The organism is Mycobacterium sp. ML4 (assembly GCF_054515735.1).
In genome coordinates, this window is sequence record NZ_JBTNSY010000013.1 from 51,978 (window position 1) to 78,646 (window position 26,669).

A 26,669-nucleotide genomic window follows, 5' to 3' on the forward strand; every position below is an offset into this window, starting at 1 on the left:
GTCGACTACGTGAGGTCCAGCTGGGCCATCACCAGCGCAGAGAGTTCCCTGGCGCTCGGCCCGCGCATCAGCTCCATGATGGTGATCTTGGTCCCGAACTCACGCTCCAGCCATGCGCCGATCTCGACGGCGAGCAGCGAATCCAGGTAATCCATCAACGGCATGTCCGCATCCAGATCGTCGCGGGGGATGCCGAGCATCGCGGCAACGCGAGCCCCGATCGCGGCCGCCACCGACTCGCCACCAGCCTCGCCGGTCTGGGACAGCGAGCCGGTGAGCTCATCGGTGTCCGGCGACTTTGGGCCGGCAGCATGGACATGCTCGAAGCTGGGCTCGGTGTGAACGTCCAGGCCGTGGTGGCGAAAGAACTGTGGCCAGTTCACCGGCAATACACCGACCTGCGGCTGTCGACCACCCCACAGCGTCGTCATCGCATCGAACGCCTGGGCCGAGGTCAGGGAGCGCATGCCGGTCATGGCGACGATCCGGCCAATCTCGCCGTGCCTGGCCAGGTAGCCGACGTCGGCGACCGCACCCCAGTTCAGGGCGAGCGCCCGCTGTCCGCTGACCGATCTGGCCTGGGCGAGATGGTCGAGGAAGGCGTTGGCCATCGCGTAATTGGCCTGACCTCGATTGCCGATCATCGACGTGGCAGAGGAAAAGAGTACGAACGCCTCCAGCGGTAAGTGCGAAGTCAGCTGATGCAGATGCCAGGCACCGAACGCTTTCGGTGCGAGCACTTCGGTGATCCGCGCGGGGTCCAGGTCGGTGATCAGCGCGTCGTCGAGAACCATCGCGCAATGCAGCACGCCGCGCAGCGGCGGTAGCTCGCGGTGGATCCGGTCGATCAGCTCGGCAACTGCCGTGCGTGAGCTGACATCGACGGCCGCGACGTCGACGTGTGTCCCGCGTGCGCGTAAGTCCTCTATCTTGGTGGCGCATTGCTCATCGGGCACCAGAGAACGTCCGATCAACACCAGGTGGCGCACCCCGATGTCTACCAGGTGTTCGGCCATCGCCAGCCCTAAACCCCGAAGGCCGCCAGTGATCAACCACGTTCCGTGAACCGATGGCGGTTGCGGGGCCTGCACCACCGGGAATTCGCGCTCAGCCATCGCGAGAACGAGCTTGCCCACATGCCGAGCGGCGGCCATGTGCCGGAAGGCTGCCGTGGTCTCAGCAGGGTGAAACACGCGATAGGGCAATGGACGCAGCTCGCGGGCTGCGAAGCGCTCCATCAGCAGCGCCAGCTCGCGGTGCACCTCAGCCGGCCGGTCCACCATCAGCTGACGCAGATCGAAGCTGAAGAAGGCCAGATTGTTCAGAAACGGGCGCAGTCCGATTCGTCTGTCGTTCAACAGGTCTCGCTTACCGAGCTCGACGAACCGGCCGTAGGGCGCCAGGCACCCGAGGGTGCGCGACACCGACTCCCCAGCGATCGAGTTCAGCACCACATCGACTCCGGCGCCACCAGTGGCGGACCGAACATGGTCGGCGAAATCCATGGAGCGCGAATCGAACACATGCCGGACACCGAGCGTCCGCAGTAGTTCACGTTTTGCCGGACTACCCGCGGTCGCGAGCACCTCGGCCCCCAGATGGCGCGCGATCTGCACGGCCGCCAGCCCCGTGCCGCCAGCCGCCGCGTGAATCAGGACCCGTTCGCCGGCCCTCAGCCGGGCGAGTTTGACCAAGCCGTACCAGGCCGTGAGAAAAACGATAGGCAGCGAGCATGCGGCTTCGAAACTCAGGTTGGCAGGCTTGGCGACTACCCCGGTGGCCGGCAGCGTCAGGTAGCCGGCAGCCGCTCCCTGTGCGCTGATGATCCCCACTACCGCTTCGCCGACAGCGATGTCGAACACGCCGCCGCCGACCCGGGTGACAATTCCTGCGCACTCGGCGCCGAAGCGGTAGCTCTCGGTGGACTCCAAAGGCGGCACCTGCCCGAGCGCGGTCATCACATCCAGGAAGTTGAGGCCCGTCGCCAGCACCTCGATCTCCACTTCGCCGGTGTCGGGGGCCCGACGTTTCACGGTGTGGTAGCGCAATTCGTCCAGTGATCCCGCGGTCGCTGCGCCGAGTTCGAATCCGACACCGGACGGCAGGGCGGCGGCGGACACCGTGTCCGGCTCAACTGCCGCGCGAACCAGTCTGCGCACGAACCGCGTCCCGCCGCGCAGCGCGATCTCCCGTTCGTGGTCGCGGGTGCGCAGCTCCGCCCAGACCGCGTCCGCTTCACCGGGCACGGGCGTCGAGTCGAGATCGATTACCGCATAATGCAACTGCGGCAATTCAAGGCGCACCGTGGCAATCAGTCCCCACGCGGGCGAACCGGACAGGTTGACCTGATCGTTGTGCAGAGCATGGGCCCCGCGGGTGAGCACATACATCCGCGGCCATTGATGGTCGCCGCCGCGACAAACGATCTTGAGCAATTCGACAAGGCGGACCGACGAGTCGGTCACAGCCTGATCCATCGGCAGCCCGACGGCATCGCGCAGGTCGACGATTCCGTCCGGAGTCACCACCTCGACGAGATCGTCCGCGAGGCTGTCCAGCACGACGGCCCGGCCACCATGTGACTCGATTCGGGCAGCGAGTTGCTCAGCGAGCGGATCGGCGCGGGCCAGGATCAGCCAGGTCCCCGCGCGTTCCGCAGTGCTCGAGCCAGGCTGCTGCTGCGCACCGACCCGGGGCCTCCGGGCCATCAGCAATGTTTGGGAGCCGGCGCCGCAGTGGTGGGGATCACCGACAGCGGCGACATCGTCGAACCCGACGGAACGCAACGTTTCCCGCCAGGTTCGCGGCTCCAATAGCGGGCCCTCCGGTCGCAGGTCGAGGTCGCCGGCGCACCACCAACCCGCCGTCAGACCGAAGGTGAGGTCGAGCCAAGGAGTGTCAGGAGCGGCTTCGACCAGCACTAGCGCGCCTCCAGGCGCGAGCAAGGTGTGAAGCCTGGCGAGAGTTCGCTTCACGTCGGTGGTGGCGTGCACCACATCGGCGGCGATCACCAGGTCAAAGGAGCCCGGGGCGAATTCCTCTGCCGGCACGTCATGTTCGAGGTCGAGCACCCGGTAGTCCACGAAATCGTAGTCGCGGAAGCGTTCGCGCGCGGCCGCCACGAATGCCGCCGACACGTCGCTGAATACGTACGTGCAGCGCTGCGCTGGCAGGGTCGGGAGCAGGTTCGCCGTCAATCCACCGGTGCCCGCGCCGACTTCCAGGATGCGCAGCGTTCGCCGCGGATCGGCACTGTCGGCGAGGCGCCGGATGATGGTGCGGGCCAGCATGTTGTAGAGCCGGGAGATCGGCGAATTGTGGTAGATGGGTTCAATGTCCGTCGATGCGCCGGACGGGAACAGCAATTGCAAGGGGTCGACCGCACCGGTCAGCACGTCGTGCAGCCGGCCTCCGGTTCGTTGCAAGAGCAGCAGTTCCCATGCACTCTCGGGATAGTTCACGAAGATTTCGGCCCATAACTGCTGCGGATCGACGTGCTGCTTGGGCGAGCCGGGGTGCGCAGCCGCAGTCCGGCAGAACCGCCCGTCGCGCTCACTGAGCGAACCGTCCTCGACGAGCAGCCGCAACATGCCGCCAAAGGCGCGGTGATACTTGGGCACCAGAGCGGCAATGTCGCCCACCGTGAATTCGGTGGGCGGCTGCAGACGATCAAGACAGGCGGCCACATAGGCGGCGCAGAGCGCCCGTACATCCTGTTGATATGTGGTGGCGTAGACGTGTCGGTCCAGTCGCGCGGCCAGCGTACGAGCTTGGCGATCGAGTACCTCGCGCAGGTCGGCGGGTCCCAGGGTCAGTGCGCTACAGCGCGATTGAGTGCTCCGTTCGGATTGGTGCCACACGAAACGGTAGAAGTCATTGTCGATGCGACTCTCAGCTGCCGGGGATCGTGGGACCGCTCTGCCCGTCAAGGGAGTGAAATCCGCGATCACCTCCCCCCGCTCGTCCAGCAGATGAATGTCGACCACCAAGGCATCGTTTTGCCTGCGCAGCCGGGTGTAACTCCACGCGGGCAATGCGTCGTCACGGTAGAGACGAACCTGCTCGATTCCGGTGGGCAGGTAGTTGGTCGGCAACAGGTCGTCGGGTCGGTCACCGGACGGATGCAGTATCGCGCTCTGGAAACAGGCGTCGAGGACGGCGGGATGGAAGACGTACCCGCTCAATCGGTTACGCAAGATCCGCGGTAGCCGGATGCGGGCAAGCGCCTCACCCGCTCCGAGGTGCAACCGGTCGATTCCGCAGAATGCCGGCCCGTAGACATATCCCTTCTTCGCGCAGTCACCGTAGATGTCAACTGCGCTATGAACTTTCGTGCAGCGCGACAAGATGGCGTCGACATCGTATGGTCCGGTTCGTTGAACGGCGGCCGGATGGAATCGCCCGCGGGCGTTGCGCGTCCAGCCGTCACCGCGGACCGCGCGCTGATGAAACTCGAAAGTGCCCTGCTCGGCGTCGAGTTCGAGTCTGGTCATTTGTGGTTCACCGGAAAGCACACAGGCCCGCTCGAATTCGACGAACTCCAGCGCACAGGCGCGACCGGTCACTTCACGAGCGGCGTGCAACGCGGCTTCGACATAGCAGGCTCCCGGCACGATGACCGATCCGAGTACGTGATGGTGACGCACCCACCACAGCCGGTGATCGTCCCAGTCGAGCTCCCAGGAGGGCCGCGTACCATCGACCCGTCGCAGCATCGGATGCTGTTGTGCGGCAGTGCGATAGCGGCGTGAAAGTGGACTCTCGTTCCAGAACCGCTGGCGCGCCCACACGGTCGTCGGCAAGTCGAGCGCCGCGGCACCCCCGGGATAGCGCTGCCGCCAGTTTATCGGGCAGCCGCTGGTGTAGAGCGTGGCGAATCCATTGAGGAAACTTGCCCAGTCGTCTTTGTGACGCACCAATGACGACACCACCACTGCCCCGGGGGCGATCTCGTTGAGGGAGTTGGCCAATACCGGGTGAGGTCCCACCTCGACGAAGGTGTCGTACCCGTCGGCCAGCAGTGAGCGAACCGCCCGCTCGAACAACACCGGATTGCGGAAGTTGTCCCACCAGTAGTCGGTGCCGAGTTTGGGACCTTCAATCCTGCCGCCGGTGGCCGTCGAATACATCGGGATGGTCGTCTCGTTGCCCTGCAGTCCGGCCAGCGCGTCCAGTAGCTCGTCGCGCAACGGCTCCATGTCGGGGCTGTGGCAGGCACAGTTCACCTGCAGAAGTTTGGTGTAGATGCCGCGGTCGTCGAGTTCGGTTGCCAGAGCACGCAATGCGGGCCTGCGACCGGACAAGGTGGCCGAGCGCGGACTGTTGACCGCCGACACCCAAAGCTGGTCGGGCTTGCGCAAACACAACTCGCGCGCGTCCGATGCGGGCAGCGCGACGTACATCATTCCGCCCGAAGCGTCGGCCTTCTGTTGGATTCGGGCGCGGGTGCAGATCACCCTCAGCGCCTCGGACAGGCTCAGCGCCCCCGAGACGTACGCGGCGGCAATCTCACCCATGCTGTGCCCCAGCACCGCGCCCGGTTGCACACCCCAGGATTTCCACAGCTCCACCAGAGCCACCTGGACCGCGAACATGGCGGGCTGCAGATACTGAGTTTCACTTATTTTCGACGAAGCCTCGTCAGCAGTCAGCACTTCAAGAATCGACCAGTCCAGATACTGCCCGGCAAGCCGGTCGCATTCCAGAATCGCCGCCCGATACACCGGGGAGCTTTCCAGCAAGGTTCGCCCCATCGCATACCACTGGGGTCCCTGCCCGTTGAACAGAAACGCGATTTTCCGCCCGCCGCGTGACGCGTGTCCGCGCACAACCTGTCCGGCAAGGAATTTCGCTGCAGCCTCTTCCGCATTGCCGGCCACCACGGCTATTCGGTGCTCATGGTGGGTGCGCCGCAAGGCCAGCGCCGCACCCAGCGATTCCAGGTTGAGCGAGCGTGCCTGCAAGAGATCGGCGTATTGCGCGGCGAGGGCGTCGAGGGCAGCCTCGGTGCGGGCGCTGACCGTCAACACGCTGGGGTGCGGGGGCACCGTCGTCGGTGCCGGCTCATATTCGTCGGGAGCTTCGGTTACGACGACGTTGGCGTTCGTGCCGCCGAACCCGAATGAGTTGACACTGGCGACGGCGCGGGGTTGGTGAGCCGGCCAGGGTTGAGCATTCGTCGCTACAGCGATTGGCAGACCGGAGAAGTCGATGTCGGGATTGGCGCTGCGGAAGTGCAGGCTAGGGGGGATTCGCCGATGGTGCACGCACAGGGCGGCCTTGATGAGGCCGGCGATGCCGGCGCCGGCCTCGAGGTGGCCGATGTTCGTCTTGATCGAGCCCAGCAGCGCCGGCCGGTCCGGCCCTCGATCGGTAGCCAGCACCCGCCCGAGTGCATTGGCTTCGATCGGGTCGCCGACCGGCGTTCCGGTGCCGTGCGCCTCAATGTAGCCGACCTCTGCGGGCGCAATTCCGGCGGCGGCCAACGCGGCCCGGAAGTTGTCCTCCTGCGCATGCCCGTTGGGGACCGTGATTCCCTGCGTGCGTCCATCCTGATTGACCGCAGTGCCCCGGATCACCGCATAGATGCGGTCACCGTCCCTGCGGGCCCTGTCCAGCGGCTTGAGCACCACGACGCCGGCGCCCTCACCGCGCACATAACCGTTGGCCGACGCGTCGAACGCCCGCGACCAGCCGTCCGGTGACAGCATCGCGGCCTGGCTCAGGGCAATGGTGAATTGCGGTGTCAGCATGAGGTTTACGCCACCGACGAGGGCCAGGTCGCTTTCTTCTCGCCGCAGACTCTGCACCGCGGTGTGTACGGCAACCAAGGACGAAGAGCAGGCCGTGTCGATGGTCATGCTGGGACCACGCAGGTCGAGCGTGTAGGACAAACGGTTGGACAGGATGCTCATGAAGGTGCCGCTGGCCGAATGAGGTCCCAGGCCCTCCAGTTCTCCAGGTGCCGATTGCAGACCTCCGTAATCCTGGCTACAGGCACCCACGAACACGCCGGTTCGCCCACCCGCGAGCTCACCGGGCACGATGCCCGCATCCTCGAGCGCTTCCCAGCACACTTCGAGAAGTAGGCGCTGTTGGGGATCCATCTGCTCGGCGACGCGAGCGGATATGCCGAAGAATGCCGCGTCGAACGCATCGACGTCTTCGACGAAACCGCCCCGACGGGTGTTCATTCGACCGGGTTGTTGCGGACTCGGCGAATAGAAGCGCTCGGCGTCCCACCGGTCGGGCGGGATCGGCCCGATCGCGTCGACGCCTTGCTCGAGGGCCCGCCACAGCAATCGGTGGTCGGTGATACGCCCGGGCAGTCTGCAGCCGATGCCGATCACGGCCACGGGTTCGTCGGCTGTAGTACTCACAACGACTCCAGCTCCCTGAACGCGGTGAGTACCTGTGCCGTGGCGAAAACATCTTGAGGCGCATGGAATTCCCGATAGCCGTCGGACTTCGGATACGGATAGTCCCCGCCAAACCATGAGCCGTCGGCGCGGCGATGATCGAGCAGCCACGTGACAGCGCGAAGCACGGCCGCTGAGTCGGCTGGCACACCCGCGCCGGCGAGGGTACCGAGGGCAAGCGCCGTGTGTAATTCGGTCGAAGCCGTCTGGCCTGAGCCGTCCGCGCGGCTGAACCAGCTTCCGTCAGGCCGTTGCCGGGCCAACACGAAATCGCGCGCCGCGGCGACCTGCGGATAACTGGCGAACCTCATCAGAGCCGCCACCGAAGGCCGCATCAGATAGTAATACGAAGCGTAGTAATACCAGTTGATTCCAAAATGCCCCTCCGGATGCTGCTTGCCTGCCAGGAAATTCATCGCTTCGTCCAGGTGCAGCGGTTCGATATCGAGCCCATCGAGTGCCAGCAAAGCGAATCCGGTCACCGACGCCTCCAACTGAAACGCCCGTGGGATGTGACTGTGCGTTTCTTCCCAGGCGCCGTCTGCTCGTTGCCTGTCCCGCAGAAACCGCGCCCTGACGCGCGCCTCATCGGTTCTGCCGAGCAGCGTGAGCGCAGTGATGTACTCGCTGCTCGTCTCGGTGCAGTACCGGTCAGATGCGATCTCAGCTCCACCCCAACTCAACATACCTCCCGGTTTTTCCTGTGCCGCAAGGAAACCCAGGGCAGGATCGACGATGTCAGCTACGTTGAGCGGAACTACCCGCTGCCATGAGGCGATGGCCTTCAGGGCGTTGACGGTGTCCCATTCCCGGAATAGTCGTGAAGTCGGATCACTCGCAACGGAACCGTCTGGTTGCAGACAATGCCGGAAGTATCCGACTGCCTCGGTGACAACTCGATCAACCGGCACAGGACGAAGCCCAAGAGCCGACCAGAGCATCCCGAATTCCTCTGCCGCGTGATGTATCGATCGCGGCCAGAATACAACCCAAAACGACTGTTCGATCTTCACTTGGGGCCGCTCGCCGGATAGCCTGGCCATGTTTTCGGGCGAGCTGGGCTTAGGGGCAGTGGTGCGACATCACGGCGACGTCAACGGACGTCGGGGAAACGACGTCACCACTTTGTGCGATCTCCTGGACTTACGAGCGGCCGAGCACCCCGATCGCGACGTCTTGGCATTCCCGGACGCAACGGTGAGTTACGCGGAACTGGCTACGCGGGCCGAAATGATCGCCCGGGGACTGCTGGCCTTGGACGTGCGGGCGGGCGAGACCGTCGGCATCCTGTTGCCGAACTCGCCCGATTCCATCGCGGTGCTATTCGCAGCGATGAAGGTTGGCGCCGTGCCGGTGCCGATCAACACCCGGTTCAAGAATTACGAATTGTCCGAGGTGATCACCCACTCGCGGATGCGCCTGCTGTTCACCGAACCGGCTCAGCTACCCGCCTTGACCGCGTCGGCGAGCGTCGTGGCTGCCCTCCGGCAGACGGTGTTGCTCGGTACCGTCGAGTCGTCACCAAAAATTCTGTCGGAGAAAGACTTTCAAGCCCAGGGAGATCGCATCGAGGCGCAGTCGGTGCGCCGGCGCCAGGAGATGGTCGGGGTGCGCGACACCGCGATGGTGATATACACCTCCGGCACGTCGGCGACCCCCAAAGGGGCGATGATCAGCCACGAAGCTTTCATTCGGGCGGCCGCGGGCACCGCAGACTCGAGGTTTTTTCTCACCGGGGACGATCGGGTCTGGAACGCGCTGCCCCTGTTCCACGTCGGCGGCATCACCTTTGTGATGACCTGCATCTATGCGGGTTGCTGCTGCTGTCATGTTGGCTTCTTCCGTGCCGACACCGCTCTTGACCACTTGGAAAGCCAACGCTGCACCGTCGCCCTGCCCGGCTTCGAGACCATCTGGCTTCCCGTGTTGAACCAGCCCGACTTCGGCCTGCGAGACCTGTCGACTCTGCGGCTTGTCATGGCGGTGGGTGTGCCGGAACGGCTCCGAGACATGGCGAGCCGGTTACCCACTGCTGTGCAGGTCTCCTGCTTCGGAATGACGGAGTGCGCCGGCTTTCTGGCTCTGAACCGGCAGACCGACACGCTGGAGCAGCGGATGACGACCGGCGGGCACCCGCTGCCGGGCATGCAGTGCCGTGTCGTGGACCCGCAGACCGGCCGTGACGTCCCGGCCGGTACCGAGGGCGAGCTGCTTTTCCGCGGCCCGAATTGCTTTGACGGCTATCTGCACGACCCGGAACTCACCGCCCGGTCATTCGACGACGGCGGGTGGTTTCACACCGGTGATGTGGCCGTCATGGACGACGAAGGCCGGATTACCTTTGTCAGCAGGCTCAAAGACATGTTGAAGGTTGGCGGCGAGAACGTGTCCGCGGCCGAGGTCGAGGGTTTCCTGCTACGCCATCCCGCGGTGCACATCGCCGCAGTCGTCGCCGCTCCCGACGACTACTACGTCGAAGTCCCGGCCGCCTACCTCGAGCTGAAACCCGGAGAGACGGCGACAGAACAGGAGATCATCGACTTCTGCCTGGGCAACATCGCCACCTACCGGATACCTCGGTACGTCCGGTTCGTCCGGGAATGGCCGATGTCGGGTACCAAGATCAAGAAATACGTTCTGCGCCAGCGCATCCGAAGCGAGCTGCTCGAAAAGAACATCGTCCGGGCCCCCAAACTCACGCCGGCCCGAGACGTGCCGGGACACTCCCGTTGACCGAGCTGTCGGCGATCCTGCGGCTCTACCGATCGCGCCTGCGGCTGGTCGCCTCGGCGGCACTCGGCGATCCCACCGCCCGTGTGTTGGGGATGCCGCGCGGCATCGCCGGCTACGCGCGGTACGAGCGCATACGTCAAGAGGGCGAACTCGTTCGCGGCCGAAGTGGTCTGTGCATGACCGCGTCGCACGCGGTATGCCGTCAGGTACTTCGTGATGAACGATTCGTCGCCGCACCGACGTCGGCGGTGCGATTGAATCTGACACCGCTGCCCTGGCAACGCAGCGGCCTACTGGTGCATCCGCTCGACGACTCACTGGCGTCCGCGAATCCGCCGCTGCACACCATGCTGCGAAAAGTCGTCGCACCGCACTTCAGCCCGGAAGCCATGCGCGCGCGACGGGTCTTCATCGAAGAGCTGGTCGACCGGCAACTGGATCGGCTGGACCGCAAGCAACCGGTCGACCTGATCGACGAGTTCGCGATTCAGGTGCCGAGCCGAGTGATTTCCGAACTTCTCGGCTTGCCCCCGCAGGATCACCGCCTGTTCGCACGGTGGGGTGCCGATTTCGCTGCCACGATCGACGGAGCGCGCGGCCTGCATGACCGGCGTCGCACCCAGATTCTGCTTGCGGAGATGACCGAGTACTTCGCCGCCGTCGTCGCCGATCGAACCCGGCACCCGGGCGAGGACTTGGTCAGCATGATGATCGACTCGGGTCAACTGACCGAGGTCCAGCTGCTGGCGACCTGCCAGGCGCTGCTGATCGGCGGCTTCGTCACCACGTCCAACATCATCGGCAATGCCGTGGTCGCCCTGTCCGAAAACCCGGCGCAGCGCGCGGCGTTCTCGGCGGATCTCGATTGCGCGGGCCGGGTGGTCGAGGAGACCTTACGACTGCAGGCGCCCGCGCAATACAGCGTCCGCCTCGCGCGGGAGACAACGATGCTGGCCGGCCACGAGCTACGCCCGGGCACCCCAGTCGTCACCCTGCTCGCGGCGGCCAATCGGGATCCGGCGGTGTTCACCGAACCGAACGCGTTCGACATCGCCAGACCCAACTCTCACGAGCATCTGTCCTTCGCGGCCGGAGTGCACTACTGCCTCGGCGCCAGCCTCGCCCGGATGGAGGGAACGATTGCACTGCGCGCCCTCTACGAGCGCTTCCCCCGCCTCACTGTGGCGGGTGCGATCGACTACTTTCCATCCCGCGTCATTCGCGGTCCCCTACACCTGCCCGTCCGCTGCGGCTGAGTGACCGCGTGCGTTTGACGCCGGTTCAGTCTTCCGGGTTGTAGCCGAGGTTGGGGGCGAGCCAGCGCTCGGCTTCCTGCATGGTCCAGCCCTTGCGCTTGGCGTAATCGGCGACCTGGTCCTGGGCAATCCGGCCGACCACGAAGTACTGCGACTGCGGGTGCGAGAAATACCAGCCGCTGACGGCGGCACCGGGCCACATCGCCATCGACTCGGTCAACTCGATCCCCGTCCGCTCCTGGACGTCCATCAACTTCCAGAGCGTCACCTTCTCGGTGTGCTCCGGGCAGGCCGGGTAGCCGGGGGCAGGGCGGATGCCCCGGTATTTCTCACCGATGAGTGCCTCGTTGTCCAGCTGCTCGTCGGGCTGGAATGCCCAGAACTCCTTGCGGACTCGCTGGTGCAGGCGTTCGGCGAACGCCTCGGCCAGCCGGTCAGCGATCGACTCCAGCAGGATCGCGCTGTAGTCGTCGAGGGCTTTCTTGAACTCCGCGATCTTGTCCTGGCTGCCGAGCCCGGCGGTGACGGCGAAGGCACCGATGAAGTCGGTGAGCCCAGTTTCTTTGGGGGCGACGAAGTCGCTGAGCGACCGGTTCGGGATGCCGTCGCGGTGCTCGCCCTGCTGGCGCAGGTTGTGCAACCTGGTGAGCACCTCGGTACGGGTCTCGTCGGTGTAGACCTCGATGTCGTCCCCGACGGCGTTGGCCGGGAAGAAGCCGATCACCCCGTTGGCCGTCAGCCACTTCTCCTTGATCAGGGTGTCGAGCATCTCCTGGGCATCGTCGTACAGCTTGCGGGCGGCCTCGCCGGTGGCCGGGTTGTTGAGGATGTCGGGGAAGCGGCCTTTCATCTCCCAGGCGTTGAAGAACGGCTGCCAGTCGATGTACTCACGCAATTCGGCGAGGTCATAATTCTCGAACTCCCGCACGCCGAGGCCCTGAGCGGGCACCGGCGGCGTGTAACCGTCCCATTCGACGGGCGTCCGGTTCGCTCGGGCCTTCTCCAGCGTCAGCATCGGCCGCTCGTTCTTCTGAGCGTGCCGTTCGCGCAGGGATGCGTAGTCCTTTTCGGTGGCCTCCAACAGTGCAGGACGCTGCTTCTCGTCGAGGAGAGCGGCAGCTACCGGCACCGAGCGGGACGCGTCCTTGACCCAGACCACCGGGCCGGTGCGACGCGGCGCCACCTTCACGGCGGTGTGGGCGCGTGAGGTGGTCGCGCCGCCGATCAGCAGCGGGATCTCCAGTCCCCCCCGTTCCATCTCAACGGCGAAATTGACCATCTCGTCCAGGGACGGGGTGATCAGGCCGGACAGCCCGATGATGTCGGCGTTGTGCTCCTTGGCGGCGTCCAGGATCTTCTGGGCGGGCACCATCACACCAAGGTCGATCACTTCGAAGTTGTTGCACTGCAGGACGACCCCGACGATGTTCTTGCCGATGTCGTGAACGTCGCCCTTCACCGTCGCCATCACGATCGTGCCGTTGGTGTCTTTTGATGCGACCGCTCCAGACTCCACCTTCTCCGCCTCGATGTAGGGCAGCAGGTAGGCAACGGCTTTCTTCATCACCCGGGCCGACTTCACGACCTGGGGAAGGAACATCTTGCCCGAGCCGAAGAGGTCACCGACCACGTTCATACCGTCCATCAGCGGGCCCTCGATCACCTCGATGGGGCGACCACCCGCCGCGGCGATCTCGGCCCGCAGTTCCTCGGTGTCGGCGTCGACATGGGCGTCGATGCCCTTGACCAGGGCGTGTGTGATCCTTTCGCGAACCGGGAAGGATCGCCACTCTTGGACAACCGAGTCACCGGTCGTCTCCGAGCTGTTGAACCGTTCGGCGATCTCCAGCAGCCGCTCGGCCGCGTCCTCGCGACGGTTGAGCACGACGTCCTCGATGCGGTCCCGTAGTTCGGGGTCAATCGAGTCGTAGGGCACCAGCGCTCCGGCGTTGACGATGCCCATGTCCAGACCGGCCTTGATGGCGTGGAACAGGAACACCGCGTGGATCGCCTCGCGGACAGGGTTGTTGCCCCGGAAGGAGAACGACACGTTCGAGATACCGCCGGAAATGTGCACTCCGGGGAGGTTCTCCTTGATCCAGGCGCAGGCCTGAATGAAGTCGATCCCGTACGTCGCGTGCTCCTCGATACCGGTAGCCAGGGCAAAGCAGTTCGGGTCGAAGATGATGTCCTCGGCCGGGAAGCCGACCTCTTCGGTCAGGATCCGATAGGCGCGCCCGCAGATCTCCTTGCGGCGCTCCAAGTTGTCGGCCTGGCCCTGTTCGTCGAAGGCCATAACCACCACGGCGGCGCCGTACTTGCGGCACAGCCGGGCCTCGCGGATGAACTTCTCCTCGCCCTCCTTCATGGAGATCGAGTTGACGATCGGCTTGCCCTGCACGTTCTTCAGGCCTGCCTCGATGACCTCCCACTTGGAGGAGTCGATCATCACCGGGACGCGGCTGATGTCCGGTTCGGCCGCGATCAGCTTGGTGAACCGGTCCATCGCGGCAACACCGTCGATCATGCCCTCGTCCATGTTGATATCGATGACCTGCGCACCGACCTCGACCTGCTGCAGGGCGACCGACAGCGCGGTGTCGTAGTCCTCGGCCTTGATCAGGTTGCGGAACCGGGCGGAGCCGGTGATGTTGGTGCGCTCACCGATGTTCACGAACAGCGAGTCGTCGGTGATGTTCAGCGGCTCCAGCCCGGCGAGTCGGGTGGCCACCGGGATCTCCGGCAGCTTCCGCGGCGGCTTGCCCTCGACGACCTTGGCGATCTCGGCGATGTGCGCCGGCGTCGTTCCGCAGCAACCGCCGACCAGGTTGACCAGACCGGCGTCGGCGAATTCGGCGATGTAACCGGCCTGACGCGTCGGGAACTCGTCGTATTCGCCAAAGGCATTGGGCAGGCCGGCGTTGGGGTAGCAGGAGACGAAGGTGTCCGCGATCCGCGACATCTCTGCGATGTACGGCCTCATCTCCGGCGCCCCCAGGGCGCAGTTGAGCCCCACCGCAATGGGTTTCGCGTGCCTGATCGAGTTCCAGAATGCTTCGGTGACCTGACCGGACAACGTCCGCCCGGAAGCGTCGGTGATGGTGCCCGAGATGATCACCGGCCACCGGCGCCCGCGCTCTTCGAACAGCGTCTCGACGGCGAACAGCGCCGCCTTGGCGTTCAACGTGTCGAAGATCGTCTCGACGATGACGATGTCGGCACCACCGTCGATGAGGCCGTTCGCGGATTCGAGATAAGCAGCGACCAGCTGGTCGTAGGAGACGTTGCGCGCCCCGGGGTCGTTGACGTCGGGCGAGATCGACGCCGTTCGCGTGGTCGGCCCGAGAGCGCCGGCGACGTAGCGGGGCTTCTCCGGGGTGCTGAACTCGTCGCAGGCTTTGCGGGCCAGGGCAGCGCCGGCGTAGTTCAGCTCGTAGCTCAGCTCCGCCATGTCGTAGTCGGAGAGCGAGACCGCGTTCGCGTTGAACGTATTGGTCTCCAGGATGTCGGCGCCCGATTCGAGGTACTCGCGGTGGATCCCCTCGATGATGTGGGGTTGCGTCAGGGTGAGCAGATCGTTGTTCCCGACGAGATCGCTCGCCCAGTCCTTGAACCGTTCGCCGCGGTAGCCGGCCTCGTCTGGCCGATCACGCTGGATCGCGGTGCCCATCGCGCCGTCGATCACCATGATCCGCTGGCGCAGCGCTGCCGTCAGTTCGTTTGTGCAGTCGGGGCGGATATTCGGCGCGAAGGTGTTCGACTTATCGGCGTTCACGTACGTTCCTTCCACATGGCGGAAGGCGTCCTTTGATCTGCCGAGCGTGGCGGATGCCGGCTTTTGAGCACCGGGATCCGTTGCAACGCCTCTCGACCCGACAAGTTTACGTCGCCCGACGTCTGGACGCCCAATTCGACCCGACCCGCTGGCGATCGCGATGCCTTGAGCGCCCGCTCGCGGATCCTGTCGGCAATGTCTCAGTTATCTAAAGATTAACCAGAGTGCACCCGAAAGCCTCGGCCGAGGACTCAACGACATTGCCATCGGGGTCGCGGGTGGGGGCCGAAGCACGACCGCTGCGGCCATCTCGATGGCGGTGAAGGCTAGGCTTGCTGGGTGACTTTGCCGGATGGCGGGAGCAGCGGCGGGTCGGGAGACAGCAGGCTGCCCCAACTGCACAACACCGTCGTGGTGGCGGCATTTGAGGGCTGGAATGACGCCGGCGACGCGGCCAGTGATGCAGTGACGCACCTGGCCGCGACCTGGGACGCGCTGCCCATCGTCGAGATCGACGACGAGGCCTACTACGACTACCAGGTCAATCGCCCGGTGATCCGCCAGGTCGACGGTGTGACCCGGGAGTTGGAGTGGCCGGCCATGCGAATCTCGCACTGCCGACCGCCCGACAGCAATCGCGATGTGGTGCTCATGCACGGGGTCGAGCCGAATATGCGCTGGCGCACCTTCTGCGACGAACTGCTGGCCGTCATCGACAAGCTCAACGTGGAGACCGTGGTGATTCTTGGGGCGCTGCTGGCCGACACGCCCCACACCCGGCCGGTACCCGTCTCCGGCGCCGCATACTCGTCCGATTCGGCGCGACTGTTCGGGCTGCAGGAAACGCGCTACGAGGGTCCGACCGGAATCGCAGGCGTGTTCCAGTACGCCTGCGTGGCCGCAGGTATCCCGGCCGTGACGTTCTGGGCGGCGGTGCCGCACTACGTTTCGCACCCGCCCAACCCGAAGGCGACGGTGGCGCTGTTGCGCCGTGTCGAGGAAGTGCTCGACGTGGAGGTGCCGCTGGGCGACCTGCCGGCCCAGGCCGAGGCCTGGGAGCAGGAAATCACCGAGATGGCCGCGGACGACGAGGAGCTGGCCGAATACGTGCAGTCACTCGAGCAGCACGGTGACGCGGCGGTGGACGTCAACGAGGCGCTCGGCAAGATCGACGGCGACGCGCTGGCGGCCGAGTTCGAGCGATATCTGCGGCGCCGCCGTCCGGGATTCGGGCTGTAAGTCCACCGCTAGTCATTTTCCGGGGGCTCGCTGCCCTGCCGCAACATGGCGATCACCGGGCTCGGCTGGCCGACCAAAGCGGCCGTGATGCGCCGATTGATCGACGGCAGCCAGGCCAGCCGTAGCGTGGTGCGGCGGGTCCACCGTTGCAATGGCGACGAGGGCAGGAAACGGTTGGCCGCATCCCGGCCTGCTTTCTGCTTCTCCTCGATCTCCGGGCGCCACAGGCGCTCGTAGAACTCCAGTGCCCGTTCCACCGACGACGTCAGACGGAACTGCTCGGCCAGGACATACGCAGCGCCCACGGCCAGGGAGGCGCCCTGCCCGGCCAGCAGCGACACCGCCGAGCACGCGTCACCGATCAGCACCACCCGGTTCTTGCTCCAGCGGGGCATGACGACCTGGGCGACCTGGTCGTAGTAGATGTCGTGCGGCGGCGGGCACCGCTGCAGAGCGTCAGGCACCAGCCATCCCATGTCCGCGTAGCTGGCCCGGATCGCCGCCCGGGTGTCCCCGGGAAGTTCCGGATCCGCGGTGCGGTGCAGTGCGAAGACGGCCACCTTGCCGTTGCGCAGGGCGTAGAAACCGATCTGTCGGTCGATGGTGTCGGTGAGGGTGACGTTATCGCCGGCGGCCTCGCGGATCGCAGGAGCATCGAAGATGAAAGCGGCGGTGTGGAATCCCAGGAAGCGCAGGTACTGCGATTCGGCGCCGAACACCAGCCCGCGCACGGTCGAGTGGATGCCGTCGGCGCCGATCAGCAAATCGGCGTCCAGCTTTTCCCCGCCCTCGAGGGTGACCGTCACAGCGTCGTCGTGATCGTTGACACCGCTGACCGCGGCACCGTATCGCAGCTCGACGGTGTCGGGCAGGTTGTCGCGCAGGACCTGCTCGAGATCGGGACGCATCACGCTGGACAGGCGGCCACGCAGCGCCCGGTCGATCTTGACGTACGACACCGCGGCGCGCCGGCGCCCCCGTTCGTCGACCAGGCTGGCTTCGTCGAAGTTGTACCCGACGTCGCGGATCGCCGGTAGCACACCGACCGCCTCAGCCGCGTCGTAGCCCGCGCCGAAGAAGTCGATCAGGTAGCCGTGCGGGCGAGGCGCGGTCGCGCGTTCGAGCAGCACCACGTCGGCACCGAGCGATGCCATGCGCTCTGCGGCGGCCAGGCCCGCGATTCCGGCGCCGCAAACAACGACTTTCACGACCGTTTCCCGGCTACGACTTCTCCAAGTTCTGGGTGTATGCGCTGGTGGAACGGCCGAGAGCGGCCACTTGGGCGTCCATCTTGGGCATCACCTCGGCCGCGGTCTTGAGGACTGCCGCCTCGCCGATCCTCGTCGACAGCACGGGTTTGAGCCAACGCATCGCCGCCACCCAACTGGGGCAGTACACCCGGGTCTTGCGGCCCTCGATGCCCTTGACGAACGCGGCGGCGCATTTGTTGATCGAGGTGGTCCTGTTCAGGGGCGGGGGCAGCTTGGACAGCATCTCATCGAACGCCGGTAGGTCGCCCTTGGTGTCGCGGACCAGGGCGGTGTCGATCCAGGACATGTGGGCCGACCCGACAGTGACTCCCAGATGCGCGACTTCCAGCCGCAGCGCATGCGCCAGGTGTTCGTTGCCGGCTTTGGACATGTCGTAGGGCGCCATTCCCGGCGCCGCCGCGTAGGCGGCCAGCGACGACACGATCAGCACATAGCCACGGCGCTCGATGATCGCGGGCAGCGTGGCGCGCACGGTGTAGAAGACGCCCATCAGATTGACGTCGATCACCCGCTTGGCGGCGTCCGGGTCGACGGTGAGCACCGAGCCGTAGCTGGCGATGCCGGCGTTGGCCACAACGACGTCGATGCCGCCGAAGTTCTGCACCGCTTGGTCGGCCGCGGCCTGCATGGCTTTGAGGTTCCGTACGTCGGCGACGACGGTCAGCACCCGCCCGTCCCCGCCGAGTTCGGCGGCGATCGAGGCGAGCTCGGCTTCGCCCAGGTCAGTCAAGACGAGCTTGGCGCCCTTGTTATGCAGCCGGCGGGCAACCTCGGCGCCGATACCCCGGCCCGCGCCCGTGATGAAGACAACCTTGTCCTGCACCGATGTCATGGCCGAAAGGTACCACCGCAGGCCTACAGGCCGACGCCCAGCAGCGCGTCGACGGCAGCGGCCACCAGCGCGGGCGCCGCCTCGTCGTGGCCACCGTATTCAAGGGTGTCCGTCGTCCAGCCATCCAGCGCGGCAAGGGCTTTCGGTGTATCGAGGTCGTCGGCCAGATAGCGGCGAACCCGGCTCAGGACGTCGGCGGCGTCGGGAGCGGTGGGCGATGAGGTGGCGGTGCGCCAGCGGTGCAGGCGGGCGCGCGCCTCGTCGAGCACCTGCTGGCTCCAGGAGCGGTCGGCACGGTAGTGCCCGGCGAGCAGACCGAGTCGCACCGCGGACGGGTCAACGCCCTCGGCGCGCAATTGCGAGACCAGGACCAGGTTGCCCCGGCTCTTGGACATCTTGTGCCCGTCCCATCCGATCATCCCGGCGTGCACGTAGTGGCGGGCGAATCTGCGTTCGCCGCTGACACATTCGGCGTGCGCGGCGGTGAACTCGTGATGCGGGAAGATCAGGTCGCTGCCGCCGCCCTGAATGTCGAGTTCGGTGCCGATACGGCTGAGCGCGATGGCGGCGCACTCGACGTGCCAGCCGGGCCGTCCGGGTCCGAACGGTGAGGGCCAACTGGGCTCACCGGGTCGGTGCACGCGCCACAGCAGCGCGTCGAGTTCATCGCCTTTGCCCGGCCGGCGTGGGTCACCGCCGCGCTGGTCGAACAGGTCCAGCATCGTTTCGCGGTCGTAACCCGATTCGTAGCCGAATTGCAGGGTGGCATCGGCCCGGTAATAGACGTCCGGGTGTTCACCGTCGACGACGTACGCCGCGCCGGAAGCGACCATCTTCTCGACCAGTTCAACCATTTCGGGGACGGCTTCGGTGGCCCCGACATACTCATGTGGCGGCAGCACCCGCAGCGCCGTCATGTCGTCGCGAAACAGCGCGACCTCCTGGTCGGCCAACTCGCGCCAGTCGACTCCGTCGCGCTCGGCGCGCTCGAACAGCGGATCGTCGACGTCGGTGACGTTCTGCACGTAATGCACGTCGTGGCCGAGGTCCAGCCATAGCCGGTGGATCAGATCGAACGTCAGGTAGGTGGCCGCGTGGCCGAGATGCGTTGCGTCATACGGCGTGATGCCGCAGACGTACATGGTCGCTTTCGCGCCTGGGGTGACCGGGCGGACCTGCCGGTCGGCGGTGTCGTAGAGCCGCAATTCGGGGCCGCGTCCGGGGATCGCCGGGACCGGCGGAGAAGACCACGACCGCATGGGTCGACTTTAAGCGAGGCGGGCAGCCGTGCTTGAGCCCGGTGACGATGCGCCCCGCGCATCAAGTGTGCGCCTACTGCTTTGAGTGTGCATGTACCGCGGCGAAATGGCCGATTTTGCGACGTGATCGCACACCCGATAACGCGGGCGCACACTCGACGGCATTCACCACCATGACTGGCGGATGGCCTCGAGCAGGACCGGAGCCAGCTCGGCTCGGCACATGACGAAGTCAGGCAGATAGGGGTCCAGCTGGTTGTACATCATGGGCGATCCGTCCAGGCGCGACACGTGCATTCCCGCGGCGGCCACTACGCCAGCGGGAGCAGCCGAGTCCCATTCCCACTGGCCGCCGGCGTGCACGTAGGCGTCGGCGACGCCGTCAATGATCGCCATCGCCTTGGCGCCGGCCGAGCCGATCCGAACCAGCTCGATATCCAGAATCTGACGGATGCGATAGAGGATCGCCGGCGGCCGGGTGGTGCTGACGGCGATCCGGATGACATCGGGGACGCGGACAGTCGCGGCCCGATCCACCAGCGAGGTGACGGTGTCGCTGCGGTAAACGATGTTGCCGCGGGCCGGTAGCGATACCGCGGCATCGGTGATCTGCGGCCGGCCGTTGCTGGCACGCTGCCACAGGGCGATGTGAACCGCCCAGTCGTCACGACCCCGCGTGGAGAATTCGCGGGTGCCATCGAGCGGATCGACGATCCATACCCGGTCGGACTTCAACCGGACCAGGTCGTCGTAGGCCTCCTCGCTGAGCACCGCATCTCCCGGCCGTTCGGCGCGCAGCCGGCGCAGGATCAGCGAATTCGCCAGCCGGTCGCCGGCGTCACCCAGCTCCCATGGGTAGTCGAACCCGACCTCATCGCGAACCTTGAGCAGCAGCTCCCCGGCCTCGGCGGCGAGATCAGCGGCCAGCCCGGCATCCGTCAGGTCACGCGCGGCCGGGTTCACCGCCCCAGTATCGCCGACGTGGTGGGCCTGCTCAGAACGCCGGCCAGGGAATGGGGCGATGCCGGTTGGGTGCGGGCATCACCGGGTCGTTCAACAGCGCCCGGGTGCGCCTTGTCAGCGCAGCGATTTCGGCGCTGGTGATGTGGCCGTTGAGTTCCTTGGCAAGCGGACCGCACAACGCGTCTGCAAGCCCGGCAACCGACTCCACGGTCTGGTCGTCGATCGGCTTGCCTGCCCAGCCCCACAGCACGGTGCGCAACTTGTCCTGAACATGCAGGCTCACGCCGTGATCGACCCCGTAGACGTTGCCGTCAAGCCCGTAGAGGATGTGTCCACCCTTACGGTCGGCGTTGTTGACCAGGATGTCGAACACCGCCATCCTGCGCAGTCGGCCGTCGTCGGCGTGCATCAGGACGACCTCGTCGCCGGCATAGTCGTAGGCCCGCAAAACCGGCAGGTAGCCGGGCTGGGGTTTGCCGGTGGGGAACAGATCGACCAGGTCGGGACCGGGGCGCGGTTCGGAATCGGCGGCGTCACCGGGTTGCTGAACCCACAGTTGCAGCATGCCCGGGCCGGCGGGACCGTCGCGGATGATGGTGTACGGCACGATATTCCAGCCCAGGTGCTTCGACACCAGATAGGCCGCCAGTTCGCGGCCGGCCAAGGTCCCGTCGGGAAAATCCCACAGCGGTTGCTCACCGGAGACGGGCTTGTAGACGCAGTGCACGCTGGTGGAATCCAGTGATGCCTCACAAAGGAACGTGGCGTTGCTGGCCGAACGGATTCGTCCCAGGACAGTCAGCTCGCCGTCGCGCAGCACCTCATGTCGATCATTCCTCGGCGTCATCGCTGGACCCGAAGAGCGCCTCGCGCCGGTAGCCGTTGGTGCGCGCGCAGATGTGGCCGTCTGGATCGAGCGGTTCCTCGCATAACGGGCATGGCGGGCGACCGGCCGAGATGACGCGGTTGGAGCGGGTGGCGAACTGCCGTGCCGACTCGGGGGTGAGGAATACCCGTACCGCGTCGGGCCCCTCGTCGGTGTCGTCGAGCACCACCGAGGCGTCGAATTCCGCGTCGGTGACCGCCAGCAGTTCCACGACCACGGTCTGCGCCTCGGAATCCCAGCCCAGGCCCATCGTCCCGACCCGGAACTCGGCGTCGACCGGCATGATCAGCGGGTTGAGGTCGTCCACCTCGGTCGGCTCCGGAGGTACCGGGGTGCCGAAACGACGATTCACCTCGAGCAGCAGCGCGCCGATGCGCTCGGCGAGGACAGCGACCTGCTGCTTCTCCAAGACCACGGAGACCACCCGGGCGTCATGCACCGCCTGGATGTAAAAGGTGCGGTTTCCGGGCTGCCCGACGGTCCCGGCCACGAAGCGGTCGGGTGTACGGAATACGTGGATTGCGCGGGCCATGGCAATTCCAAAATACCGCGCAGCCGCGTCCGCCGTGCGCTTCGTCCGGCCGTGAATGCGACCGCCGGGCGTGTCGGCGCGCTGATTACTACTGCCGCAGGGATCCCTACTGCGTCGACCCGCCGACCACTGCGTCGCCGGAAGGCTGTTCCTTGACGTCCGGCGGGGGCGCGGCACGCAGACCCGCCGACAGCCGCGACCCGGTGTGGTTGACGTGCAACACGAAGGGCCGCAGGGGGGTGTATCGGATCACGCTCACCGAAGCGGGGTCGGCGTTGACCCGTTGGAAGCTGTCCAGATGCATGCCGTATGCATCGGCTATTAGCGACTTGATGACGTCGCCGTGGGTGCAGGCCACCCACAGCACATCGCCGGCGAACTCCTCGCTGAGGCGGCGGTCGTGCTCGCGTACGGCGGCGACGGCGCGCGCCTGCACCTGCGCCAGGCCCTCGCCGCCGGGAAACACCACGGCACTGGGGTGAGCCTGAACCACCCGCCACAGCGGCTCGTTGACCAGGTCGCTGAGCTTGCGGCCGGTCCACTCCCCATAGTCGACTTCGGCAAGTTCATCGTCGATCAACGGCTCGAGGCACAGCGCCTCGGCCAGCGGCTGCACCGTGGCCCGGCATCGCAACAACGGCGAGGACACCACGGCCCGGATCGGGAGGTCGCCGATCCGATCGATCAGGCCGGCGGCCTGCTCACGGCCCTTGTCGTCGAGGTCGACGCCCTCCGAGCGGCCGGCCAACACCCCGGCGGTGTTCGACGTGGAACGGCCGTGCCGCAGCAGCAGTACGGTCATGTCGCCGCGACCGTCCCGGTCGCCAGCAGGATCAGCACCGCCGTACCGACGATGACGCGGTAGCCGACGAACCAGAACATGTTGTGGCGCACCAGAAACCGCAGGAACCAGCTGACCGCCGCGAGGCCGATCGCGAACGCGATCATGATGGATACCAGCAGCTGCGGTCCGGTTGCACTCATCCCCTCGGTGACCGGCCGGAAGGCGTCGGGCAACGAGAACAATCCCGAGGCGAACACCGCCGGGATGGCCAGCAGAAACCCGAAACGTGCGGCCAGCTCGCGTTCCAGCCCGAGGAACAGGCCCGCACTGATGGTCGATCCCGAGCGCGAGACCCCGGGCACCAGCGCCAGGCATTGGGCAACACCAACGATGACGGCGTCGCGCCAGTTCAGCTGTTCGATATCCCGGTTGCGCCTTCCGACGTACTCGGCGAGCGCGATCACCGCAGAGAACACCACCATCGCGGTGGCCACCACCCATAGATTGCGCACGCCAGAACGAATCACATCTTTGAAGAGCAGCCCCAGCACGCAGATCGGGATGGTTCCGATAATGACGTACCAGCCCAACCGGTAGTCGGCGTCGCGGTGCGACTTGACGAACAGCCCGTTGAACCAGGCCCGCAGAATGCGCACGATGTCACGCGCGAAGTACACGAGCACCGCGGCCTCGGTGCCCAATTGGCTCACGGCGGTGAAGGAGGCTCCCGCGTCGCCGCTGAAGAAAACCCGCGACACGATATTCAAATGTCCGGAGGAGGAGACCGGCAGGAACTCGGTCAAACCCTGCACCACGGATAGGACGATGACTTGTCCCCAGGACATCGGCGCAACCGCAGACACGACGACGACCGTACCTGGTGCCGCCGTCACTCGCGGCCGGGCGGCGGGGGCTACCGCGAGACGGGCACCGCGCGGGCCACCGAGTCACGGACGGCAGCGGTTAAGCTTCGCTCGTCGGTAAGGTCGATGTCGCGGACGCTGCGAACTGCGCGCGCGACGACGTCTTCGGCCTGCGGAACCGGCCCTGCCAGGCGCGGCCGGTAAATTTCTACGACGAGCGACCGGTGTTCGATATGAAAGGAAAAACTGCGCCCATCTCCGACTTGTCCATAACCGCTGGCGAAGATGCCAGGAGTGATGTCTTCAACAGCAAACTGGTGGTCTGCGGTATGCCGGTCAGCGGTGACGGTCATGCGGTGAGAATACCTCCGCAGCGAGACTTTAACCGACAATCAGGACGATTTCGGGCGCTATAACGTTCCTTGAGTTTGGTGTCCGTCATGGAGCGACGGGAGACTAGGGGTTGCTGTCAGCGCGACGAAATGCCCTTGCGCAGCGCATTACCATTTTCACGCTATTGCTGTTGCTGGTAGGCGTGGTTGCGGGATGTTCGTCTGATCAGTTCGACGCCACTCCCCCGACGATCCAGGCGGCCCAGCCTGCCGCATCTCCTCCTGCCCTTAACCCGGCCGGAACCGTGCAACCGCTGGGCGGACGCCCGTGCAGCGCGATGTTCGACGCCGGCTCCCGGCAGCTGGTGGTCCTGTCCCCTGCCGCCGACACCGCGGCACCATCGAGCATCGTTGTGCTCGGTGAGCGGGGTCGCCCGCGGGCGATGACTCTGCCCGGGCCCGCTGCGGCGTTGACCGGTGACGGGCGGGGCACGGCCTACCTGGCCGGGCGTGACGGCTACTTCACGGTGAACCTGGATACCGGGCGAAGTTCCGCGACGACGGTGGCCGGAGGTCACGACTTCACCGCGATCGCGCGCCGCGCGGACGGCAGATTGGTGCTGGGCAGCGCCGACGGCGCGGTGTATGCCCTGGCCGCCGACGGCTCGGTGACCAGTCGCAACAAGATCTTCGCGCGGGTGGATGCCCTTGCAACACAAGGGGATACGACGGTGGTGCTGGATCGGGGCCAGACTTCGGTGACGACGATCGGCGCCGGCGGCCGCGTCCAGCAGGCCTTGCGGGCCGGAGAGGGCGCGACCACTTTGGTCGCCGATCCGCAGGGCCGGGTGCTGGTTGCCGACACCCGCGGCGGCCAGCTGCTGGTCTACGGGGTCGACCCGCTTATCTTGCGCCAGGCATTCCCGGTTCGGCAGGCGCCGTACGGCCTCGCCGGGTCCCGGGAACTGGCGTGGGTGTCCCAGACGGCGTCCAACACCGTCATTGGTTACGATCTGAGCACCGGAATCCCCGTGGAAAAGGTGCGTTACCCGACCGTGCAGCAACCTAACTCCCTGGCCTTCGACGAAGCGTCGGACACCTTGTACGTGGTGTCAGGGTCGGGCGCGGGGATTCAGGTGATCGAGCATGCGGGCGGCAGGCCGTGAATCCGGGGGCCGCGCCGCGGTGGAGCCGACTGCCCGCAGGGTGGGAAGCCGACATGTCCGACGAGTACGAGTGGGCGCCGTTGCGCCTACCGCCTGACGTGACACGGCTCAGTGCATCCACCCGGCTGTCCATCGAGGCCGAGTACCGCGGCTGGGAGTTGACCCGGGTGCGGCTCTATACCGACGGCAGTAGACGAGTCTTGTTGCGCCGCAAGAAGACTCGTCTGGCCGACCAGCCGGAACCGTGACGTTCATATACGGACTGCTGCGCAGCCTGCTGTTTGCGATGCCGGCCGAGCGCGTGCACACCGTGGTGTTCGCGGGATTGCGCGGCGCCACGGCAGCGGCGCCGGTGCGCCGGCGGATGGGCCGGTGGCTGGGACCCACCGACCCGGTACTGGCCAGCACCGTCTTCGGGGTGCATTTTCCGGGACCACTCGGATTGGCTGCCGGGTTCGACAAAGACGGGACGGGGTTGTCCGTCTGGGGTGCAATGGGTTTCGGCTACGCCGAGATCGGCACCGTCACCGCGCACGCCCAGCCGGGTAACCCGGCGCCGCGGTTGTTCCGGCTGCCGGCCGACCGCGCGTTGCTGAACCGCATGGGCTTCAACAATCACGGCGCCGGGGCCCTGGCGGCACGGCTCGCGCACCAAGTTCCAGACATCCCGCTCGGGGTCAATATCGGCAAGACCAAGAAGACCTCGCCCAACGAAGCCGTCGGCGATTACCGTTGGAGCGCAAGGCTTTTAGCTCCCCTTGCGGCGTATCTCGTGGTGAACGTCAGTTCGCCGAACACGCCGGGACTGCGCGACCTGCAGGCCGTCGAGTCGCTGCGGCCGATCCTGGCCGCTGTTCTGGCCGAGGCGTCCACCACCCCGGTGCTGGTGAAGATTGCGCCGGACCTCTCAGATTCCGACGTCGACGACATCGCGGATCTCGCCGTGGAGCTGGGCCTGGCCGGCATCGTTGCCACCAACACCACGGTCTCGCGCGAGGGATTGCGCACGCCAGGCGTTGACGAGCTGGGGGCCGGCGGCATCTCCGGACCGCCGGTGGCCCGCCGTGCTCTGGAAATTCTGCGTCGGCTCTATGACCGGGTCGGCGATCGGCTGGTGCTGATCAGTGTCGGCGGCATCGAGACCGACCAGGACGCCTGGGAGCGCATCACGGCCGGTGCCTCGTTGTTGCAGGGCTACACCGGATTCATCTACGGCGGGGGCTTGTGGGCCAAGGGGATTCACGACGGGATCGCGCGCCGGTTGCACGACGGCGGGTTCGCGTCGCTGAGCGAGGCCGTCGGGTCGGCGGCGGGCAAGCGGGACAGGCCGCGGGGTTAGGTCGCCCTGGGCGCACGTCGC

18 protein-coding genes are annotated in these 26,669 nt (G+C 66.0%); 6 read left to right on the forward strand and 12 right to left on the reverse strand.

Features of this window, described 5'->3' with window-relative positions; all coding sequences use genetic code 11:
* Positions 1-5 precede the first annotated feature (5 nt).
* Both ACX9NE_RS16275 and ACX9NE_RS16280 read right to left on the reverse strand, forming a co-directional pair.
* A complete protein-coding gene (locus ACX9NE_RS16275) occupies positions 6-7,379 on the reverse strand; it encodes an SDR family NAD(P)-dependent oxidoreductase (RefSeq protein WP_459362445.1) in 7,374 nt (2,457 codons plus the stop codon).
* Complete coding sequence (locus ACX9NE_RS16280; RefSeq protein ID WP_459362444.1) at positions 7,376-8,431, reverse strand: prenyltransferase/squalene oxidase repeat-containing protein; 1,056 nt, start codon at positions 8,429-8,431, stop codon at positions 7,376-7,378. Before ACX9NE_RS16280 ends, ACX9NE_RS16275 begins: the two co-directional genes overlap by 4 nt.
* Positions 8,432-8,459: 28 nt before the next feature.
* On the opposite strand from ACX9NE_RS16280, the gene ACX9NE_RS16285 reads away from it, so the two are divergent.
* Together ACX9NE_RS16285 and ACX9NE_RS16290 are read left to right on the forward strand one after the other, a co-directional pair.
* Entirely contained in the window at positions 8,460-10,151 is a 1,692-nt protein-coding gene (locus ACX9NE_RS16285; RefSeq protein WP_459362443.1) for a class I adenylate-forming enzyme family protein, read from the forward strand.
* The gene (locus ACX9NE_RS16290; RefSeq protein ID WP_459362442.1) at positions 10,148-11,407 is read left to right on the forward strand and encodes a cytochrome P450; all 1,260 of its coding nucleotides are present in this window, start codon (positions 10,148-10,150) and stop codon (positions 11,405-11,407) included. Before ACX9NE_RS16285 ends, ACX9NE_RS16290 begins: the two co-directional genes overlap by 4 nt.
* A gap of 25 nt (positions 11,408-11,432) precedes the next feature.
* Here the strand turns inward: ACX9NE_RS16290 and metH are convergent, their stop codons facing one another.
* Positions 11,433-15,182, reverse strand: coding sequence for a methionine synthase (metH, locus tag ACX9NE_RS16295; RefSeq protein WP_459362441.1), 3,750 nt, complete (start codon positions 15,180-15,182; stop codon positions 11,433-11,435).
* Positions 15,183-15,521: 339 nt separating this feature from the next.
* Here metH and ACX9NE_RS16300 point away from each other — a divergent pair, with 339 nt between their 5' ends.
* The gene (locus tag ACX9NE_RS16300; protein ID WP_459362440.1) at positions 15,522-16,421 is read left to right on the forward strand and encodes a PAC2 family protein; all 900 of its coding nucleotides are present in this window, start codon (positions 15,522-15,524) and stop codon (positions 16,419-16,421) included.
* 8 nt (positions 16,422-16,429) lie between these two features.
* On the opposite strand, the gene ACX9NE_RS16305 is transcribed toward ACX9NE_RS16300, so the two are convergent.
* The 9 genes from ACX9NE_RS16305 to ACX9NE_RS16345 all read right to left on the reverse strand — a co-directional run bounded on the left by ACX9NE_RS16305 (position 16,430) and on the right by ACX9NE_RS16345 (position 24,164).
* Positions 16,430-17,629, reverse strand: a complete 1,200-nt coding sequence (locus ACX9NE_RS16305) for an FAD-dependent monooxygenase (RefSeq protein WP_459362439.1) — start codon at positions 17,627-17,629, stop codon at positions 16,430-16,432.
* Positions 17,630-17,642: 13 nt separating this feature from the next.
* Positions 17,643-18,524 carry an SDR family oxidoreductase gene (locus tag ACX9NE_RS16310; RefSeq protein WP_459362438.1) on the reverse strand — a complete coding sequence of 294 codons (882 nt, stop codon included), beginning with the start codon at positions 18,522-18,524 and terminating at the stop codon, positions 17,643-17,645.
* A 23-nt stretch (positions 18,525-18,547) separates the two neighbouring features.
* Positions 18,548-19,783: a cysteine--1-D-myo-inosityl 2-amino-2-deoxy-alpha-D-glucopyranoside ligase gene (gene mshC, locus ACX9NE_RS16315; RefSeq protein ID WP_459362437.1), complete on the reverse strand. Its 1,236-nt coding sequence runs from the start codon at positions 19,781-19,783 to the stop codon at positions 18,548-18,550.
* Between the two features lie 165 nt (positions 19,784-19,948).
* Positions 19,949-20,746, reverse strand: a complete 798-nt coding sequence (locus ACX9NE_RS16320; RefSeq protein ID WP_459362436.1) for a 3'(2'),5'-bisphosphate nucleotidase CysQ — start codon at positions 20,744-20,746, stop codon at positions 19,949-19,951.
* Positions 20,747-20,777: 31 nt separating this feature from the next.
* Positions 20,778-21,593, reverse strand: a complete 816-nt coding sequence (locus ACX9NE_RS16325) for an SCO1664 family protein (protein WP_459362435.1) — start codon at positions 21,591-21,593, stop codon at positions 20,778-20,780.
* The gene (locus tag ACX9NE_RS16330) at positions 21,577-22,164 is read right to left on the reverse strand and encodes a DUF3090 domain-containing protein (protein ID WP_459362434.1); all 588 of its coding nucleotides are present in this window, start codon (positions 22,162-22,164) and stop codon (positions 21,577-21,579) included. Before ACX9NE_RS16330 ends, ACX9NE_RS16325 begins: the two co-directional genes overlap by 17 nt.
* Before the next feature lie 106 nt (positions 22,165-22,270).
* The gene (locus tag ACX9NE_RS16335) at positions 22,271-22,966 is read right to left on the reverse strand and encodes a histidine phosphatase family protein (protein WP_459362433.1); all 696 of its coding nucleotides are present in this window, start codon (positions 22,964-22,966) and stop codon (positions 22,271-22,273) included.
* On the reverse strand, positions 22,963-23,793 hold the full coding sequence (locus ACX9NE_RS16340; protein ID WP_459362499.1) for an undecaprenyl-diphosphate phosphatase: 831 nt from the start codon (positions 23,791-23,793) through the stop codon (positions 22,963-22,965). The genes ACX9NE_RS16335 and ACX9NE_RS16340 overlap by 4 nt, the downstream gene beginning before the upstream one ends.
* A gap of 68 nt (positions 23,794-23,861) precedes the next feature.
* The gene (locus ACX9NE_RS16345; protein WP_459362432.1) at positions 23,862-24,164 is read right to left on the reverse strand and encodes a hypothetical protein; all 303 of its coding nucleotides are present in this window, start codon (positions 24,162-24,164) and stop codon (positions 23,862-23,864) included.
* A 110-nt stretch (positions 24,165-24,274) separates the two neighbouring features.
* On the opposite strand from ACX9NE_RS16345, the gene ACX9NE_RS16350 reads away from it, so the two are divergent.
* The 3 genes from ACX9NE_RS16350 to ACX9NE_RS16360 are packed head-to-tail and all read left to right on the forward strand — an operon-like array spanning position 24,275 to position 26,648.
* The gene (locus ACX9NE_RS16350; protein WP_459362431.1) at positions 24,275-25,309 is read left to right on the forward strand and encodes a YncE family protein; all 1,035 of its coding nucleotides are present in this window, start codon (positions 24,275-24,277) and stop codon (positions 25,307-25,309) included.
* A gap of 53 nt (positions 25,310-25,362) precedes the next feature.
* Complete coding sequence (locus ACX9NE_RS16355; RefSeq protein WP_459362430.1) at positions 25,363-25,557, forward strand: DUF5703 family protein; 195 nt, start codon at positions 25,363-25,365, stop codon at positions 25,555-25,557.
* Between the two features lie 5 nt (positions 25,558-25,562).
* The gene (locus tag ACX9NE_RS16360; RefSeq protein ID WP_459362498.1) at positions 25,563-26,648 is read left to right on the forward strand and encodes a quinone-dependent dihydroorotate dehydrogenase; all 1,086 of its coding nucleotides are present in this window, start codon (positions 25,563-25,565) and stop codon (positions 26,646-26,648) included.
* Positions 26,649-26,669: the final 21 nt, after the last annotated feature.

What these genes read in the sequence shown, in the direction of transcription:
- ACX9NE_RS16285 (WP_459362443.1), top strand. Translation starts at nt 8,460, where the DNA reads ATGTTTTCGGGCGAGCTGGGCTTAGGGGCAGTGGTGCGACATCACGGC.
- ACX9NE_RS16310 (WP_459362438.1), bottom strand. Translation starts at nt 18,524, where the DNA reads ATGACATCGGTGCAGGACAAGGTTGTCTTCATCACGGGCGCGGGCCGG.
- mshC (WP_459362437.1), bottom strand. Translation starts at nt 19,783, where the DNA reads ATGCGGTCGTGGTCTTCTCCGCCGGTCCCGGCGATCCCCGGACGCGGC.
- ACX9NE_RS16325 (WP_459362435.1), bottom strand. Translation starts at nt 21,593, where the DNA reads ATGACGCCGAGGAATGATCGACATGAGGTGCTGCGCGACGGCGAGCTG.
- ACX9NE_RS16330 (WP_459362434.1), bottom strand. Translation starts at nt 22,164, where the DNA reads ATGGCCCGCGCAATCCACGTATTCCGTACACCCGACCGCTTCGTGGCC.
- ACX9NE_RS16335 (WP_459362433.1), bottom strand. Translation starts at nt 22,966, where the DNA reads ATGACCGTACTGCTGCTGCGGCACGGCCGTTCCACGTCGAACACCGCC.
- ACX9NE_RS16340 (WP_459362499.1), bottom strand. Translation starts at nt 23,793, where the DNA reads ATGTCCTGGGGACAAGTCATCGTCCTATCCGTGGTGCAGGGTTTGACC.
- ACX9NE_RS16345 (WP_459362432.1), bottom strand. Translation starts at nt 24,164, where the DNA reads ATGACCGTCACCGCTGACCGGCATACCGCAGACCACCAGTTTGCTGTT.
- ACX9NE_RS16355 (WP_459362430.1), top strand. Translation starts at nt 25,363, where the DNA reads ATGTCCGACGAGTACGAGTGGGCGCCGTTGCGCCTACCGCCTGACGTG.